The sequence below is a fragment of the Microbacterium marmarense genome (assembly GCF_037204165.1).
Lineage (GTDB): Bacteria > Actinomycetota > Actinomycetes > Actinomycetales > Microbacteriaceae > Microbacterium > Microbacterium marmarense.
Window position 1 is genome coordinate 181,009 of the sequence record NZ_JBBDGL010000004.1, and the last position, 16,612, is coordinate 197,620.

13 protein-coding genes are annotated in these 16,612 nt (G+C 63.6%); 4 read left to right on the forward strand and 9 right to left on the reverse strand.

The window, feature by feature from the left end; translation table 11 throughout:
- Position 1: 1 nt before the first annotated feature.
- A complete protein-coding gene (locus WDU96_RS12520) occupies positions 2 to 784 on the reverse strand; it encodes an SDR family oxidoreductase (RefSeq protein WP_337338854.1) in 783 nt (260 codons plus the stop codon).
- Between the two features lie 146 nt (positions 785 to 930).
- Here WDU96_RS12520 and WDU96_RS12525 point away from each other — a divergent pair, with 146 nt between their 5' ends.
- From WDU96_RS12525 to metX, 3 genes are all read left to right on the forward strand, one after another.
- A complete protein-coding gene (locus tag WDU96_RS12525) occupies positions 931 to 2,253 on the forward strand; it encodes a bifunctional o-acetylhomoserine/o-acetylserine sulfhydrylase (protein WP_337338855.1) in 1,323 nt (440 codons plus the stop codon).
- 169 nt (positions 2,254 to 2,422) lie between these two features.
- On the forward strand, positions 2,423 to 2,845 hold the full coding sequence (locus WDU96_RS12530) for a hypothetical protein (RefSeq protein ID WP_337338856.1): 423 nt from the start codon (positions 2,423 to 2,425) through the stop codon (positions 2,843 to 2,845).
- Positions 2,846 to 2,918: 73 nt separating this feature from the next.
- On the forward strand, positions 2,919 to 4,124 hold the full coding sequence (gene metX / locus WDU96_RS12535; RefSeq protein ID WP_337338857.1) for a homoserine O-acetyltransferase MetX: 1,206 nt from the start codon (positions 2,919 to 2,921) through the stop codon (positions 4,122 to 4,124).
- Here metX and WDU96_RS12540 read toward each other — a convergent pair.
- From WDU96_RS12540 to guaB1, 8 genes are all read right to left on the reverse strand, one after another.
- Positions 4,121 to 4,888: an NUDIX hydrolase gene (locus tag WDU96_RS12540; protein WP_337338858.1), complete on the reverse strand. Its 768-nt coding sequence runs from the start codon at positions 4,886 to 4,888 to the stop codon at positions 4,121 to 4,123. The genes metX and WDU96_RS12540 overlap by 4 nt on opposite strands.
- Positions 4,889 to 4,936: 48 nt before the next feature.
- Positions 4,937 to 6,121, reverse strand: coding sequence for an MFS transporter (locus WDU96_RS12545; protein WP_337338930.1), 1,185 nt, complete (start codon positions 6,119 to 6,121; stop codon positions 4,937 to 4,939).
- 102 nt (positions 6,122 to 6,223) lie between these two features.
- Complete coding sequence (locus WDU96_RS12550) at positions 6,224 to 6,550, reverse strand: thiamine-binding protein (RefSeq protein WP_337338859.1); 327 nt, start codon at positions 6,548 to 6,550, stop codon at positions 6,224 to 6,226.
- Between the two features lie 14 nt (positions 6,551 to 6,564).
- Positions 6,565 to 7,785 carry a hypothetical protein gene (locus WDU96_RS12555; RefSeq protein ID WP_337338860.1) on the reverse strand — a complete coding sequence of 407 codons (1,221 nt, stop codon included), beginning with the start codon at positions 7,783 to 7,785 and terminating at the stop codon, positions 6,565 to 6,567.
- Between the two features lie 53 nt (positions 7,786 to 7,838).
- A complete protein-coding gene (locus tag WDU96_RS12560) occupies positions 7,839 to 8,669 on the reverse strand; it encodes an NAD(P)H-hydrate dehydratase (RefSeq protein WP_337338861.1) in 831 nt (276 codons plus the stop codon).
- A 63-nt stretch (positions 8,670 to 8,732) separates the two neighbouring features.
- Positions 8,733 to 9,794, reverse strand: a complete 1,062-nt coding sequence (locus WDU96_RS12565) for a hemolysin family protein (RefSeq protein ID WP_337338862.1) — start codon at positions 9,792 to 9,794, stop codon at positions 8,733 to 8,735.
- Positions 9,791 to 11,119 (reverse strand): hemolysin family protein, encoded by a 1,329-nt coding sequence (locus WDU96_RS12570; RefSeq protein ID WP_337338863.1) that lies wholly within the window; start codon positions 11,117 to 11,119, stop codon positions 9,791 to 9,793. The genes WDU96_RS12565 and WDU96_RS12570 overlap by 4 nt, the downstream gene beginning before the upstream one ends.
- A gap of 118 nt (positions 11,120 to 11,237) precedes the next feature.
- Positions 11,238 to 12,689, reverse strand: coding sequence for a GMP reductase (gene guaB1, locus WDU96_RS12575; RefSeq protein WP_337338864.1), 1,452 nt, complete (start codon positions 12,687 to 12,689; stop codon positions 11,238 to 11,240).
- Between the two features lie 172 nt (positions 12,690 to 12,861).
- Here guaB1 and WDU96_RS12580 point away from each other — a divergent pair, with 172 nt between their 5' ends.
- Positions 12,862 to 16,536, forward strand: coding sequence for a multifunctional oxoglutarate decarboxylase/oxoglutarate dehydrogenase thiamine pyrophosphate-binding subunit/dihydrolipoyllysine-residue succinyltransferase subunit (locus WDU96_RS12580; protein ID WP_337338865.1), 3,675 nt, complete (start codon positions 12,862 to 12,864; stop codon positions 16,534 to 16,536).
- The last annotated feature ends 76 nt before the right edge of the window (positions 16,537 to 16,612 follow it).

Below are 16,612 nucleotides of genomic sequence, written 5' to 3' on the forward strand. Positions count from 1 at the left end.
CTCAGTCGTTCTGACGCGGGCGCAGCGGGCCGCGCGCCAGCAGGTGCTGTGCTGACTGTGCCACCGGCCGCATAGTGATCAGATCGAGGTTCACATGGCCGGGCGCGTTCAACGCGTATGAGATCACGTCGGCGACGTCGACTGCCGTAAGCGGTGCTTCCACCCCGTCATACACGCGCTCCGCGGCAGCCTGATCGCCGCCGAGCCGGTTCACTGTGAACTCGGGGGTCAGAACCATTCCCGGTGCCACCTCGACAACGCGAATCGGCTCACCGTTCAGCTCGAGGCGCAACGCGCTGACGAGCATGCTCTCGCCCGCTTTTGCCGCGTTGTAGCCGCCACCGCCCGCATAAGCGGTCTGGGCCGCCGTCGAAGTCACGAAAAGTGTGTCGGCGTGAGAATCGGATGCCGCGGCGCGGCGCAACTGCGGCAGCAAGGCCGAAACGAGGCGCTGAGCTGACAGCACGTTCACTTCAAACATCCAGGTCCAGTCCGCCGCGCTGCCATCTTCGACGCGATCAGCACCACGCGCGCCACCGGCAACGTGAACCAACGAGTGCACCGGGCCAGAATCCTCGAGCCATTCGGCGAGCGCGGCGACGTCTTCGGCTCTGGTGAGGTCTGCGGCAAATGCCACGGCGCCGGTCTCGGCCTCGAGCGCGGCGAGCCGATCGGCGCGACGAGCCACTGCAACGACGTCCCAGCCGCTTGCACGCAGCGTGCGCGCCGTCTCTTCACCGATTCCTGAGCTCGCTCCGGTCACCACTGCACGTCTGGTCGTCATGCCTCCACGGTACCGACGACAAAGCAGCGCCGCGCGCCGTACGTTACGCCGCGTGTCTCGTTGCTTGGCAACTTGCCACCGCAGCCGTACTGTCGGTGTGGTTCGAGGGTGACCGCTCTCGGCGCTCAGACCCGCAGGAGTAAGCCATGTCGACACCCGAGAACTGGCAGTTCGAGACGAAGCAGATTCACACCGGCGCGCAGCCAGACCCGGTGACCAATGCTCGCGCTACGCCGATTTACCAGACGACCTCATACGTCTTTGACAACACCGACCACGCGGCGAATCTCTTCGCGCTCGCTGAATTCGGCAACATCTACACGCGCATCCAGAACCCTACTCAAGACGTCGTCGAGCAGCGTCTCGCCGCGCTCGAGGGCGGAACGGGGGCGTTGCTGGTTGCCAGTGGTCAGGCTGCCGAGACTTTCGCGGTGCTCAACATCGCGGGTGCTGGCGACCACATCGTGTCGTCGTCGTCGATCTATGGCGGCACGTACAACCTGTTCAAGTACACACTTGCAAAGCTGGGCATCGAGACGACCTTCGTCGAGAACCAAGATGACGCTGAGGAATGGCGCCGCGCAGTGCGACCGAACACCAAATTGTTCTTCGGCGAAACCATCGGCAACCCGCAGATCAACGTGCTCGACATTCGCAAGGTCGCCGACGTCGCACACGAGGCCGGTGTGCCCCTGATCGTCGATAACACGATCGCGACGCCCTACCTCATCAAGCCTTTCGAGCACGGCGCCGACATCATCGTGCACTCGGCCACCAAGTTCCTCGGCGGCCACGGCACCACGATCGGCGGCATCATCGTCGACGGCGGATCGTTCGAGTGGTCCAAGAACGTCGAGAAGTTCCCCGGCCTCACCGAGCCCGACCCGAGCTATCACGGCGCCAGCTACACGACCGCTGTCGGCGACGGCCTCGCCTACATCATCAAGGCGCGCGTGCAGTTGCTGCGTGACCTCGGCGCAGCAATCGCTCCGATGAGCGCGTGGTTGCTGATCCAGGGCATCGAGACGCTCTCGCTGCGCATTGAACGCCACGTGCAGAACGCTCAAGAGATCGCAGAGTGGCTTGAGAACATCGACGATGTCGCGTCGGTCAACTACTCGGGCCTTCCGTCGTCGCCGTGGTATGCCGCTGCCAACAAGTACGCGCCCAAGGGCGTCGGCGCCGTGCTCTCGTTCGAGCTCAAGGGCGGCGTCGAGGCGGGCCGCGCATTCGTCAACTCGCTGAGCCTGTTCAGCCACCTCGCCAACATCGGAGACGTGCGCTCGCTGGTCATCCACCCAGCATCTACCACCCACTCCCAGCTCACTCCTGAGCAGCAGCTGACGTCGGGAGTCACCCCCGGTCTCGTTCGGCTGTCGGTGGGACTCGAGAACATCGATGACCTCAAGGCAGACCTCGAGCAGGCGCTAGCCGCCGCGCGCGAGGTTTCGGAGGCTGCGCGCCTCTAACCCTGTGCAAGGGATGCAAGATGCCTCGGCCCCTCACGGGTCGAGGCATCTTGCATTTCGGTCGCCCCCCGCACACGCGTCTGCGCGCCGTTCCGCAGGGCTGATTTCCGCTAGGTTTAGTCGCAGCGAATCCGCGAACGACGCCCTGGGGGCCACAGTGAATCAACTCATGGTCCGACGCACCACCACAGCCGCTGCGCTCGTCGCCGTAGCAGCACTTTTCACGGCATGTGCGTCCGCCGCGGATGCTCAACCAGCACCCACCGTGACGGTCACCGTCACCCCCACACCCGAAGCGCCGGTTGCCGACGACGTCGATTTTGGTGAGATCGAAGAGTCGGAGCAGCCGATCAGCGCCTACGACGCATGGGCCCTGTGCGTTGCCGTGTCAGAGACAGACGTGCCAAGCGATTACTTCATCGCAATGGACTACGCCGACGACAGTGTGATGTCACAAGACGACGGCAGCTGGTTGGTCTATGTCGGCTTCCTCTCAAACGACGAGACCGTGGGCCTGAGAACGACCTGCGTGATCAGCGGCACGAGCCTCGACCCAGACGTCGAGTACCTCGGTGGTCAAGACTTCTCGTAGGACTGATGCACGAGGCCTAGCCAGCACCTCGTAACAGTTCGGTGAGGTCTCGTGAACACGAGAGAATAGACGAATGGATTGGCAGACCTCCGAAGACACCGTGCCGTCGGCGCCCGTCACCGAGGCCGATGCACGGTTCTTGTTGGGGCGTCCGCCCGCCACGGGCGCTTGGCGTGACGGTGACCCCGCAGGAAACCGACAGTTCGCATCGTTTGGAGAGTTTCACACCGAGAGCGGCGGAGTGCTGCCGTCGTTTCGCCTCGCCTATGAGGCGTGGGGCACCCTCAACGAAGCGCGAGACAACGCCGTTTTGGTGTTGCACGCGCTGACCGGCGACTCGCACGTCAGCGGGCCCGCTGGTCCAGGCCACGCCACATCGGGGTGGTGGGAAGATATCGTCGGTCCCGGTTCAGCCATCGATACCGACCGCTGGTTCGTCATCGCCCCCAATATGCTCGGCGGCTGTCAGGGATCAACGGGACCCGCAAGCATCGCTCCATCTGGCTACGAATGGGCGGCGCGTTTTCCGTTCCTCACCATTCGCGACCAGGTGGCGGCGCAAGCTCAGCTCGCTGACCAGCTCGGCGTCAACGTGTGGGCGGCGGTCGTCGGCGGATCGATGGGCGGCATGCACGCACTCGAGTGGGCAATCAGCATGCCAGAGCGCGTCGCGCGACTCGCGGTGCTGTCTGCCCCGCCGATGAATACCGCCGACCAGATTGCGCTCAACTCGGTGCAGATCGAAGCCATCCGTATCGATCCTCGGTTTCAGGGTGGCGAGTACTACGACGCCGCAGACGGCGATGGACCTACCCGCGGGCTCGCCCTTGCCCGCCGCATGGCGCTGCTGAACTATCGCTCCCCCACCGAGCTCAACCAGCGTTTTCAACGCTCGTGGCAGTCTGGCGTCAGCCCGCTAGGCCACGGTGGTCGCTTCGCCGTTGAGTCCTACCTCGACTTTCACGGAAACAAATTCACTCGCCGGTTCGACGCCAACAGCTATATCACTGTCGTGGAAGCAATGAACTCGCACGATGTGGGTCGAGACCGCGGCGGCGTCGAAGAAGCGCTCGCCAGGGTCACCGCCACCACGCTCGTGCTGGGAATCGACAGCGACCGACTGTTTCCGATCGATGGGCAGCATCGCATCGCGCGCAGCATCCCGAACACCCTCGACGGCGATCGCGCCGTGGTCTTGTCGAGCGATTTCGGGCACGACGGATTCTTGATTGAAACACCAGCCGTGGCGATGCACCTGCGTCGCCTACTTGAGCCCTAGCGTTCGTTCACTTCACGCGTGTAGACCCAGGGCAAGGTGCCCAGCGTGATTCGGTGTCGGGCTCGGGATGCTTCGGGTGCTGCATCGCCGTGATACTCCGCGTCTTCTTGCCACAGCATGATGGGTCCGTCGTCGCCGAGGCGCGCCATCGTTTCGAACTGTTGCGGGCCCGCCAGTCGGGTCGCTGCCACGAGCGAGTGCACATCGGGGTGGTGTGCGAGCGTGTGCAGAGTTATCCACGTCGGTGGATAGAGCGTGACCTCTCCGTTGCTGTGGCGCTCGAGCATTTCGAGTGGCCGAAGCCACTCGGAGTTAACGGCTTCATCGGCGGCGAGTGTGACGGTGCCCTGGTGCGCGTGAGCGACGAAGAACCACGTGCGAATGCGCAGGGGAAGACCGGGCGGCGGATCCCAGGTCGAGAGCGGGATCAGCGAGTCGGGATCGACGATGAGACCCGTTTCTTCAAACGTTTCGCGCGCGGCCGCGCGACGCGCAGGCAGTTCCTCTGCATCGTCGTCTGCTCGATGGTCATCACTGTCGAGCTTGCCCCCGGGGAACACCCAGGCACCGGCAAACGAGCCGCGATCGGGCCGCTCGATCAGCAGGATTTCAGGACCGTCATCGCTATCGCGCACCATGACCACCGTGGCGGCAACCGGGGTGGTGGGGTCGGAAGCATCTTCGGGTCGACGCGGCAGCGCGTCGCCTAGAGTCGCCGCGAGGGCGGCGAAGGTTGAATCTGCAGGCGTCTTTGATTGCGGCATAGCCTCAGCGTATGCCTGCTCGAGCCGATGCAGTCCGTACCGGGCCTGTCACGCCGCGACAGGCTGCACACGACGATCAGACGCCAAGCTGAGCATCGCTACCGCGAGGCCGCCCACCGCGAGCATGACGCCCACCCACGCAGGAGCGACATAGCCCCAGCCGAGCGCGATGACCGCGCCACCCAGCAGCGCGCCCATGCTGTTGCCGATGTTGAGCGCAGAGTGGTTGAGCGCCGCCGCAATCGACTGGTTGTCGCCCGCCACATCCATGAGACGAGTCTGGATCGTCGGGCTGAGCCCGGCCGCCACGAAACCGGTGGCGAAGACGAAGAAGCCGAACGCCCACAGCCACTGGGCAGTCAGCGCCAAGAGCGCGAGCACCACGATGAGAGCGATGAAACCGCCGATGAGCGTGCGTCGAAGCGACACGTCGGCGAGGTGTCCGCCGACGAGGTTGCCAATGGTCATGCCGATGCCCATCAGCACCAGCACGATAGGAACCACCCATTCGGCTGAGCCCGTCACTTCGGTAACCACCGGCGCTACGTAGCTGTAGACCGCGAAGAATCCGCCAAATCCGATGGAGCCGACAGCGAGCGCGAGCCACACTTGCCCGCTTTTGAACACCCCGAGCTCTTGCAAGAACGTGCGGCCGGGTTCACCCGGATGCGCCGGAACGAAGAGGCCGATGAGCACAGTCGCCGCGGCGAAGATCGCCGCGACGACCATGAATGCGGAGCGCCACCCCACCTGTTGCCCTAGATATGTTCCCAGCGGCACCCCGACGACGTTCGCGAGTGTGAGCCCCGTCAATACGAACGCCACACCCTTTGCCCGATTGCCTGGCCCCATCACGTCAGCGGCGACCAGCGCGCCGATTCCAAAGTAGGCGCCGTGCGGCAGACCAGCCAGAAGACGCGATGCTGCCACCAGCTCGAACGTCGGAAGAATGAAGGTCAGCGCGTTGAATATGGCGAGGGCGAGTGCCAATACGATCATCACTCGATGGCGCGGAAACCTCGCTACGCTTCCCGCGATCGTGGGCGCGCCGATCACGACGCCCAGCGCGTAGAGCGAGATAAGCCAACCAGCCTGAGCGATCGCCTGCTCGGGATTGGCTGCCCACACCTCGGGCAGCAGATCCGCCGCGATGTCTGGCAGCAAGCCCATGACGACGAACTCGGTCATGCCGATGCCGAAACTGCCGACGGCGAGAGAGAGGAGCGCCCACATCGCCGCACCCCTCGAAACTGAAGTCGAGGAGGTCACCGCGTAACAATAGCGCGCGAACGTGCCGACTGTCGAATCGATTCGACCTGCCGGCTCGGCGCACCGCTAAGAGTGGTTCTTGCTGTTCTTATGCGCGTCGATTGCGGCTTCCAACCGATCGATTTTCCCATCGAGTTCGCCCGAGTAGCCGGGTCGAATATCTGCTTTCAACACGAGCGACACCCGTGACCCGAACGGCTGCACGGCCTCGGTTGCGCGCTTGACAACGTCGAACACTTCGTCCCACTCCCCCTCGATCTCGGTGAACATCGAAGTCGTGCGGTGGGGCAGGCCACTGCCGCGCACCACGGCTACGGCGGCCGCCACCGCATCGTGCACCGAGCCATCGGCATTGCCGGTTCCGGCCGGGGAGACTGAGAAAGCAACGAGCATGAGAACCTCCGGGTTCAGGATTGAAGTGGCAAGAAAGAGAGTCTGCGCCGCGCAGGCACGGGAACGCGCGCCACGAGTACGACCGACCATACGAGGAGTGCGATCATCAGCGCATTGCGCGCAGTGAGGGCAGCCGCAGCGATAGGGGCGGCAGTCAGCAGCTTGTCGTAGAGCAAGGGATACACGATCTGAGTGAGCGCGGCTGCGACCAGAGCCGTGATCGCAATGCCGAACCAGCGCTGTCGATTGATCACGAGCCCCAGTGCGATCGGCGCGATGATCCAGGTGAGAAACTGCGGCGACCCCACCTTGTTCACCGCCCAGAAGGTCAGCACAAGCGCGAGCGCAAGCGGGGCGAAGAGGGCGGCAAAACCTGCACCGCGCCATGCCTTGAACGCTCCCAGCGCCGCCACAGCCAGCGCAGCGACCACCAACAGCGGAGTCATCACTGCGATGACGGTGTCTACCTGCGGACCGGTCACCTGAAACGTCAAGATCGTCGGGTCGTAGAAGATGAATGAACCTTCGATTCCCGCCACAGCCCGCCACAGGTAGTACGCGCTGACGGGAGCCTCAAGCTGAAGACCCCGCTCTGTCTGGCCCGCGACGAACCCGAACACAAACGAGCTGCCGCCACCCAGCACAATGACGATGATGGTCGCACCCGTCACCACCAGCGCACCGGCGATCACGGTCAGTCGGCTTCGCAGCACGATCACGGCAGTTGCCAGCAGGGCGGCCGGCCACACCTTCATCCAGGTGGCGATCGCGAGCAAGGTAGAAGCAAGTGCAGGTCTGCCGACCAACCACAGGCATCCCGCGATCGCCAGCGGCACCGTGATCGCATCGAGGCGGTACATTCCCACCGGCCCCAGCAGCAGAGTGAATGCCAGCCAGAATGCAGCGGCGGTGACGCGTCCGCGAGAGCGCCCGTTTCCTAGCAACACAGCAAAGGCGAGTGCGTCGGCGAGGGTGACCAGCAAGGCCCAAGCGATCTCGTAGCCGGCAATCCATTCGAAGGCGTGCGCGAGCACCATGGGCAGCAAGGCCCATTGCGGATAAACCCATGCCTCGGTGATTCCGACAATCGATCTGCCTGCGAGCGCGTTCAGCGACCACGGTTCGTAGACGAAGTAGACATCTCCCATGGGCTGACTCGGCCACACAAAGCCGAGAGCCGCCACGATGACGTGCACCAATACGAACGAAACCCATAGCCCTGCCCGCGTCGACACCCTGCCATCCTAGGTGCGCAGCTGGCGGTGACGTGGCGAGGCGGCGCGTGCGATCAGCGCGATGCGAGCGCTTCTGCCACGACGCGCGGCAGCGCTTGCGCGACGTCTAGCGCAGTGATGGGGCCACCGCCGAATTGCGATGACGCCACCTCGCCGGCGCGACCGTGAAGCCAGGCCGCGCTCGCGGCAATGTCAGCGAGCGCGGCTAGGTTTCGCACCTCGCCTGCCGCAACTGCTGACGCCACGAGAGCTCCCACAGCGCCCGCCAGCACATCACCCGTGCCGGCAGTCGCGAGCCAGGCGGTTGGCGCATCCACCCTGATCAACTGGCCCTCGGGCGACGCGATCAGGGTCACTGAGCCTTTGAGGAGCACCACCGCATTGAGCGCGCTCGCTGTCTCGTGTGCGGCCCTGGCACGATCGCTGCGCGGGTGAAGACCAAGCGCCTCGCGCATTCGAGCATGCTCGCCGTCGTGAGGCGTCACCACGACCATGGTGGTGGCTCCTCGAGCCAGATCGAGCGCACCAGCATCGACGACCACGGGTTGCTCGCCCGACAAGATGGTGCGCAGCGCGTGCGTCTCGCCACGGCCGCGCGTCGCAGCATCCATTCCCGATCCCACCACCCATGACTGCACGCGACCGTCTGAGATCACGGTCTCTGGACGCCGTGAGAGCACCAGCGAGTGCGCAGACTGCGGGCCGAGGTAGCGCACCATCCCCACGCCGGTTCGCCACGCTGCCTCGACACCGAGAACGGCTGCGCCGGGAAAGCCCTCTGAGCCGGTGCGAAGCCCCACAACGCCGCGAGAGTACTTGTCGTCGGCGCCAGAAGGCATCCTGACGTTGCGCGCCACATCGGTCACGGTCCATGTGCGATCCATGGGCGCCACCCTACTCGCGGAGCCCATCCGACACGGAGGTCACCAAAGAACTCGCCGATGCGACTACCGGCGCAGACCCCGCCTCGTCGCATCTTGAACTTCACCGATCAGCTCTTCGATGATGTCTTCGAGGAACAGCACTGCCGTGGTGTCGCCGTCGACGTTGCAGACTCGAGCGAGGTGACGCCCGGCCTGACGCATCGACGCGAGCGCGTCTTCAAGGTCTGTGGTTTCGAGCACCGGCACCATATGGTGAATGCGCTTAGACGGAATCGGCGTCGCAACATCGGTGACCGCATGCTGGCCCTCCGCCGCGCGCAGGATGTCTTTCAGGTGCACATAGCCGATGGGCTCTGCGTCGTCATCCACGATGACGTATCGCGAGAAGCCGTGCTTTGCCACAGCCCGCTCGATTTCATGCGGCGTGGTGGTGTGGCTGAGCGTGACCAGCTGCGCGAGCGGCACCGCGACCTGAATCGCCTTCTTGTCGGTGAACTCAACGGCAGCTGCCACTGCTCCCGAGGAATCATCCAGCACGCCCTCGATGCGCGACTGATTGACGATCGTCGCGACTTCTTCGAGCGTGAAGGTCGACGCTGCTTCGTTCTTGGGTTCCACCCCGAACAGACGCACGACGTGGTTGGCGATCCAGTTCAGGGTGACGATCACCGGGTAGAACAGCTTCGACGACCAAACGAGCGGCGTAGCCAACATGAGAACAGCACGATCGGGCACCGAGAACGCGAGGTTCTTCGGCACCATTTCACCGAACACCACGTGCAGGTACGACACCACCAAGAGCGCGATGAAGAATGCCACAGCATCAACGACGCCCTCGGCCCACCCCGTGAGGCCCAGTGGCTCGGCCAGCAGATGATGAATCGCGGGTTCAGACACGTTCAAGATGAGCAGCGAGCAGATGGTGATTCCGAGCTGACTTGTGGCCAGCATCAGGGTGGCGTGCTCCATCGCGTAGAGCGCGGTCTTGGCCGAACGCGAGCCTTTCTCAGCGAGCGGCTCGATCTGCGAGCGGCGCGCCGAGATCACGGCGAACTCTGCGCCAACGAAGAAGGCGTTGAAGATCAGAAGGACAACGAGCCATGCAATACCTGCCCAGTCGCTCATCGCTCGCCTCCTTCCGCCGCGGCCGGCTCGGCCTGCAGGGTCACCCCGGTGAATCGCACGCGGTCGACACGGCGACCGTCCATGCGCAGCACCTCGAGTTGGCCGTCTTCGATATCGACGGTGTCACCGACTCGCGGAATGCGCTCGAGGAGACTCATGATGTAGCCACCGACGGTGTCATACACGTCGCCCTCGGGAATGCGAATGCCGGTGCGGTCGAGCACTTCGTCGGGCCGAAGCTCGCCCGGAAAGACGACGTTGCCTTCGGCGCGCACGACGCCGGCGCGCCGACGGTCGTGCTCGTCAAGAACCTCACCCACGATCTCTTCCACGAGGTCTTCGAGAGTTACGACACCGGCCGTGCCGCCGTATTCGTCGACCACGATCGCCATTTGGTATCCCTTGGCTCGCAGTTCCGACATCAGCACGTCGAGGTGCACTGCTTCAGGAATGCGAAGCGGGTCGGTGGCGAGCGCAGCGGCAGGAACGTCACTTCGACGCTCGCGAGGCACGCTGACCGCTGCTTTGAGGTGCACAACACCGGTGATGTCATCCATCGATTCGTCATAGACCGGAAAGCGGCTGTGGCCGGTGCGCCGAGCAAGCTGAATGACCGCTTCAGCGGAATCGTCAGCGGCGAGCGCGTGGATGCTGGGGCGCGGCGTCATGACGTCGGCGGCGGTGTGGCGAGCAAAAGTGAGTGTGCGGTTGAGCAACGAGGCGGTGTCTTCTTCGAGAACACCGGCGAGGGCTGATCTGCGCACGAGGCTCGAGAGCTCTTCGGCGCTGCGGGCGCCCGACAGCTCTTCCTTGGGCTCAATCCCCATCGCGCGCAGAACGCCGTTTGCACTGCCATTGAGCACGACGATCGCGGGCTTGAACACGGTGGTGAATGCCACCTGAAACGGGATCACAAGCTTCGCGGTCTGGCGCGGCACGGCGAGCGCGAAGTTCTTGGGCACGAGCTCACCGATGATCATCGAGAAGACCGTGGCAACCGTGATCGCGATGATGACGGCGAGCGGCGAGATAAGCCCTGAGGGCAAGTTCCACGCTTCGAAAACCGGTGTCAGCAGGTTCGAGATGGCCGGTTCCATCGTGTAACCCGTGAGCAGCGTCGTCAGAGTGATCCCCAGCTGCGCGCTGGAGAGATGAGTCGATGTGATCCTCAGCGCGCTGATGGTCAGCGCAAGCCGGGTCTCACCCGCGTCGCGGCGAGCTTCGAGATCGGCGCGATCGAGATTGACCAGCGCGAATTCAGAAGCGACGAACAGGCCGGTTCCGATAGTGAGCAGCAGCCCCACGCCCAGCATGACGTAATCCATCACGCATCACCCCCGTTCATTGCGGAGGCGGGTCGGTGGGGCAAGCGTCTACAACTGGGAGGGTCGTCCATCGTCCTCATATCCTAAAGCAGGTGCAGACGATTCGACTCGTCGTTTGTCACCAACTGACCGACAGCGCCTTGCCCTCGTCGTACCCCGCCGCTGACTGCAATCCCACCCGCGCCCGTCCACGAAACTCCGACACGCTCGCAGCGCCCGCGTAGGTGAACGATGACCGAACACCCGAGGTGATCATGTCGATGAGATCCTCGACTCCGGGCCGCTGCGGATCGAGGTAGATCTTCGACGAAGAGATGCCTTCGGCGAACAGCTCCTTGCGGGCGAGGTCATACGGGTCTAGGCGCCCGAAGCGGTCGTGCACCGCCTTCGTCGACGCCATTCCCCACGATTCTTTGTAGACGCGACCGTCGGAGTCGGTCTGCAGCTGTCCCGGCGCCTCGATCGTTCCAGCGAACCAAGACCCGATCATGACGGATGCTGCTCCCGCCGCGAGTGCGAGCGCCACGTCTCTCGGATAGCGCACTCCCCCGTCCGCCCACACGTGTGCACCGTGAGCTCGCGCCGCTTCAGCGGTCTCGAGAACGGCAGAGAACTGCGGTCGCCCCACCGCGGTCATCATGCGCGTCGTGCACATCGCTCCAGGACCCACCCCAACCTTCAGAATGGTGGCCCCGGCGCGTGCAAGATCGTCTACGCCGTCGGCAGTGACGATGTTCCCCGCCGCGATCGGAATGCCCAGATCCAGACTCGCGACGGCGCCGAGCGCTCGCAACATGCCCTCTTGATGCCCGTGCGCGGTATCGACGACAAGCACATCGACGCCGGCAGCGGCGAGCGCCTTCGCTTTCGCCGCCACGTCGCCGTTGATGCCGACCGCGGCAGCCACGATAAGGCGACCCGACGAGTCCACCGCCGGTCGGTAGAGCGTGGAGCGCAATGCGCTGCGCTTCGACAAGGTGCCGACGACTCGCCCGTGATCGACGACGCACACCGTCTCGGCGCCGGCCGCGACGATCACGTCGAACGCGTGGCGAGCGCTCTCGATGTCGTGCGCGTCGATGGCGATGACTCGACCGCGAGCAAGATCTCCCAGTCTTGCGTCAGGAAGCGCGGTGCCCAGCCTGCTTGCAGGAACAATGCCGAGCACATCGGTGATCATCGGCTCGTCCGCGTCGGCGACGACGATGCCATAGCCCTCGGTCGCCGGAAGAAGCAGCGATGCCTCGGCGACGGTGGCATGCGGCGGCAGCACAAGCGGGGTATCCCAGATGGCGGGCTGCGCTTTCACCCAACGAATCGCGGCGTCAAGGTCTTGCAACGCCATGTCTTGGGGCAGCACTCCAAGCCCACCTCTTCGAGCAAGTGTCGCTGAAAGGCGTGGGCCGGTGACGGAATTCATGTTCGCCGAAACGAGCGGAATCGTGGCTGTTGATCCGTCGCCCGGTGACAGATCGACGTCGAGACGACTGGTCACCGACGAGCGTCGTGGAACGAGGAATACATCTGAATACGTCAGATCAACAGTGGGTGTCTCTCCGTAGAACTCCATGCCTCAACGCTACTGACCCGCTGACGTACCCGCGCGCACCCATGATCTTTACAGCCAGCCCATCGCAGATACCCATACCTGATGCAGATACTGGGCTACGCTTAACAGACGCATGCGAGGGCACTACGTCCCGTGCGGTTCATTCTTCATCGATGAAAGCAGGCAATCGAGCGTGTCCAGCCAGGTGTCGGGCGTCGGAGTTTCGAGTGAGGGAGAGTTCGGGGCCAACGAATGGCTCGTCGATGAGCTGTACGAACAGTTCAAGGTCGACAAGAACTCCGTTGACAAGGCTTGGTGGCCAGTTCTTGAGGCCTACCACCCCGTGACGGCAGACGCGCCCCCTAGCCCGACGCAGCCATCTTCGAGCGAGGCGCACCCGGTCACCGCTCCGATCCCCGTGATCGGCGCCCAGCCAGTAGCGCGCACGACCGCCCGCCCCGCTTCACCGCAACCGGTGCCCGCACAGGCACCCAAGGCTGCCCCCGTCGTGGCAGATGAACCCGTCGAAGACAAGGTCACCGTTCTTCGCGGAATGCCAAAGGCTCTTGCGTCGAACATGGACGAGTCGCTCACCGTGCCGACCGCCACCAGCGTGCGCACCGTGCCAGCGAAGTTGATGATCGACAACCGCATCGTGATCAACAACCACATGTCACGTACCCGCGGTGGCAAGATCAGCTTCACGCACCTCATCGGCTGGGCCCTCATTCAGGCACTCAAAGAGTTCCCGAGCCAGAACGTCTTCTACGCCGAGATCGACGGCAAGCCCTCGGTGGTCGCCCCGGCGCACATCAACCTGGGTATCGCTATTGACCTGCCCAAGCCTGACGGCACGCGCGCGCTCATGGTGCCGAGCATCAAGCGCGCCGACTCCCTGTCGTTCGAGGAGTACCTGGCTTCATACGAAGACCTCGTGGTTCGCGCTCGCGCCGGCAAGCTCACCGGAGCAGACTTCCAGGGCACCACGCTCTCGCTGACAAACCCCGGCGGAATCGGCACCGTGCACTCGGTACCCCGTTTGATGAAGGGGCAGGGTTGCATCGTCGGCGCAGGTGCGCTTGAGTACCCGGCGGAGTTCCAGGGCGCGAGCGACAAGACGCTCAGCGAGTTGGCGATCGGCAAGACGATCACGCTGACCAGCACCTACGATCACCGCGTGATTCAGGGCGCTGGCTCGGGCGAGTTCCTCAAGAAGGTTCACGAACTGCTCATCGGTCAGCGCGGTTTCTACGACGACATCTTCGCGGCACTGCGCATTCCCTACGCCCCGATTCACTGGGCTGCCGACATCAACGTCGACCTCGCAGAGCGCGTCGACAAGCAGGCTCGGGTGCAGGAGCTGATCAACTCGTTCCGCGTGCGCGGGCACATGATGGCCGACACCGATCCGCTCGAGTACATGCAGCGCACACACCCCGACCTCGAGATCGAAGAACACGGGCTCACGTTCTGGGATCTCGATCGTGAATTCGTCACCGGCGGCTTCGGCGGTCGACGCGTGATGAAGTTGCGCGAGATTCTGGGAGTGCTGCGCGACTCGTACTGCCGCACAACGGGCATCGAGTACATGCACATTCAAGATCCTGAACAGCGTCGCTGGTTCCAGGAGCTGCTGGAAGTGAAGTACCAGAAGCCCGTGCACGACGAGCAGATGCGCATTCTCGACAAGCTCAACCAGGCTGAGGCGTTCGAAACGTTCTTGCAGACCAAGTACGTCGGCCAGAAGCGGTTCAGCCTCGAAGGCGGAGAATCGCTGATTCCCCTTCTCGACGAGATTCTGCAGGGAGCAGCCGAAGCGGGCCTCGACGGAGCGGCCATCGGCATGGCGCACCGCGGACGCCTGAATGTGCTCACCAACATCGCAGGCAAGACGTACGGACAGGTCTTCCGCGAGTTCGAAGGAGCCGTCGCGGTCGGCTCCAAGCGCGGCTCCGGCGACGTGAAGTACCACCTCGGCACCGAGGGCACGTTCGTTGACGATCGAGGCAAGGAGCTTCCGGTCTACCTCGCCGCCAACCCCTCCCACCTTGAGACCGTCGATGGCGTTCTCGAGGGTATCGTTCGCGCCAAGCAAGATCGCAAGCCAATCGGCACGTTCTCGTGGCTGCCGATTCTCGTGCACGGCGACGCCGCTTTCGCCGGTCAGGGCGTGGTCGTCGAGACGCTGCAGATGTCGCAGCTGCGGGGCTATCGCACCGGTGGAACCATCCACGTGGTGGTCAACAACCAGGTCGGCTTCACGACGACTCCGCAAGACGGCCGTTCGTCGATCTACTCGACGGACGTGGCAAAAACCATCCAGGCTCCCGTCCTTCATGTGAATGGCGATGACCCCGAAGCGGTCAACCGCGCAGCTCAGGTCGCATTCGCTTACCGTGAGAAGTTCCACCGCGATATCGTCATCGACCTTGTCTGCTACCGCCGACGCGGGCACAACGAGGGCGATGATCCTTCGATGACCCAGCCGCTGATGACCAACCTGATCGAAGCGAAGCGTTCGGTTCGCCGCCTCTACACCGAAGCGCTCGTCGGTCGCGGTGACATCACCGAAGAAGAGTACGAGCAAGCCAAGCGTGACTTCCAGAACCGCCTCGAGATCGCCTTCGCAGAAACGCATGCGGCAGAGACCGGCACATCGAACGTCGTAGAGATCGACGCGTCTGAAGAACCCGTCGTGGGCGCCCCCGACACCACGGGCGTCAGCCGCGAGGTCGTTCAGCTGATCGGTGACGCCTTCGTGAACAAGCCGGATGGCTTCACCGTTCACACCAAGTTGCAGCAGTTGCTCAACAAGCGGGCCGATATGAGCCGCAACGGAAACATCGACTGGGCGTTTGGCGAGCTTCTCGCATTCGGATCGCTGCTGCTCGAGAAGACGAACGTGCGGTTGGCCGGCCAGGACGTACGCAGGGGGACCTTCGTGCAGCGCCACGCGGTGCTTCACGATCGCGCAAACGGCCAGGAATGGATTCCGCTGTCGAACCTGAACGACGATCAGGGACGCTTCTGGGTATATGACTCGCTGCTCAGCGAATACGCCGCCATGGGATTCGAATACGGCTACTCGGTAGAACGCGCCGATGCTCTCGTGCTCTGGGAAGCGCAGTTCGGTGACTTCGCGAACGGTGCGCAGTCGATCATCGACGAGTTCATCTCGTCAGCAGATCAGAAGTGGAGCCAGCAGTCGAGTGTCGTGCTGCTTCTGCCCCACGGTTACGAAGGCCAGGGACCAGACCACTCATCCGCACGCATTGAGCGCTATCTGCAGATGTGCGCACAAGACAACATGGTTGTTGCGCGTCCGTCGACACCGGCATCGTACTTCCACCTGTTGCGTCGTCAAGCGTACTCACGTCCGCGCCGCCCGATGGTGGTGTTCACGCCGAAAGCGATGTTGCGACTGCGCGGTGCAACCAGCCCCGTTGATGACTTCCTCACCGGCACTTTCGAGCCCGTTCTCGACGACGATCGCGGCCTCGACCGCAGCGCCGTCAAGCGGGTTCTGCTGCACTCGGGCAAGATCCACTGGGACCTCAGGGCCGAGCTGGAGAAGAACCCGAACCCCGAGATCGCGCTCGTGCGTCTCGAGCAGTTCTACCCGACTCCCGCGGTCGAGTTGAACAAGGTTGTCGAGCTGTACCCGAACGCTGAATTGGTCTGGGTACAGGACGAGCCAGAGAACCAGGGCGCGTGGCCCTTCGTAGCGCTTGAGCTCGTGAAGCACATGGAGGGGCGCACGATCAGTCGCGTCTCGCGTGCCGCCGCCGCATCAACGGCAACCGGTTCGCCCAAGGTCCACGCTGCGGAGCACGCCGAGATCATGAAGAAGGCGCTGACGATTAGCTGAGCCAGCCTGTCACATGCTGAGGGTCCAAGATGCAACGGCATCTTGGACCCTCAGCATGTGTAGTGGAAAACTCGCC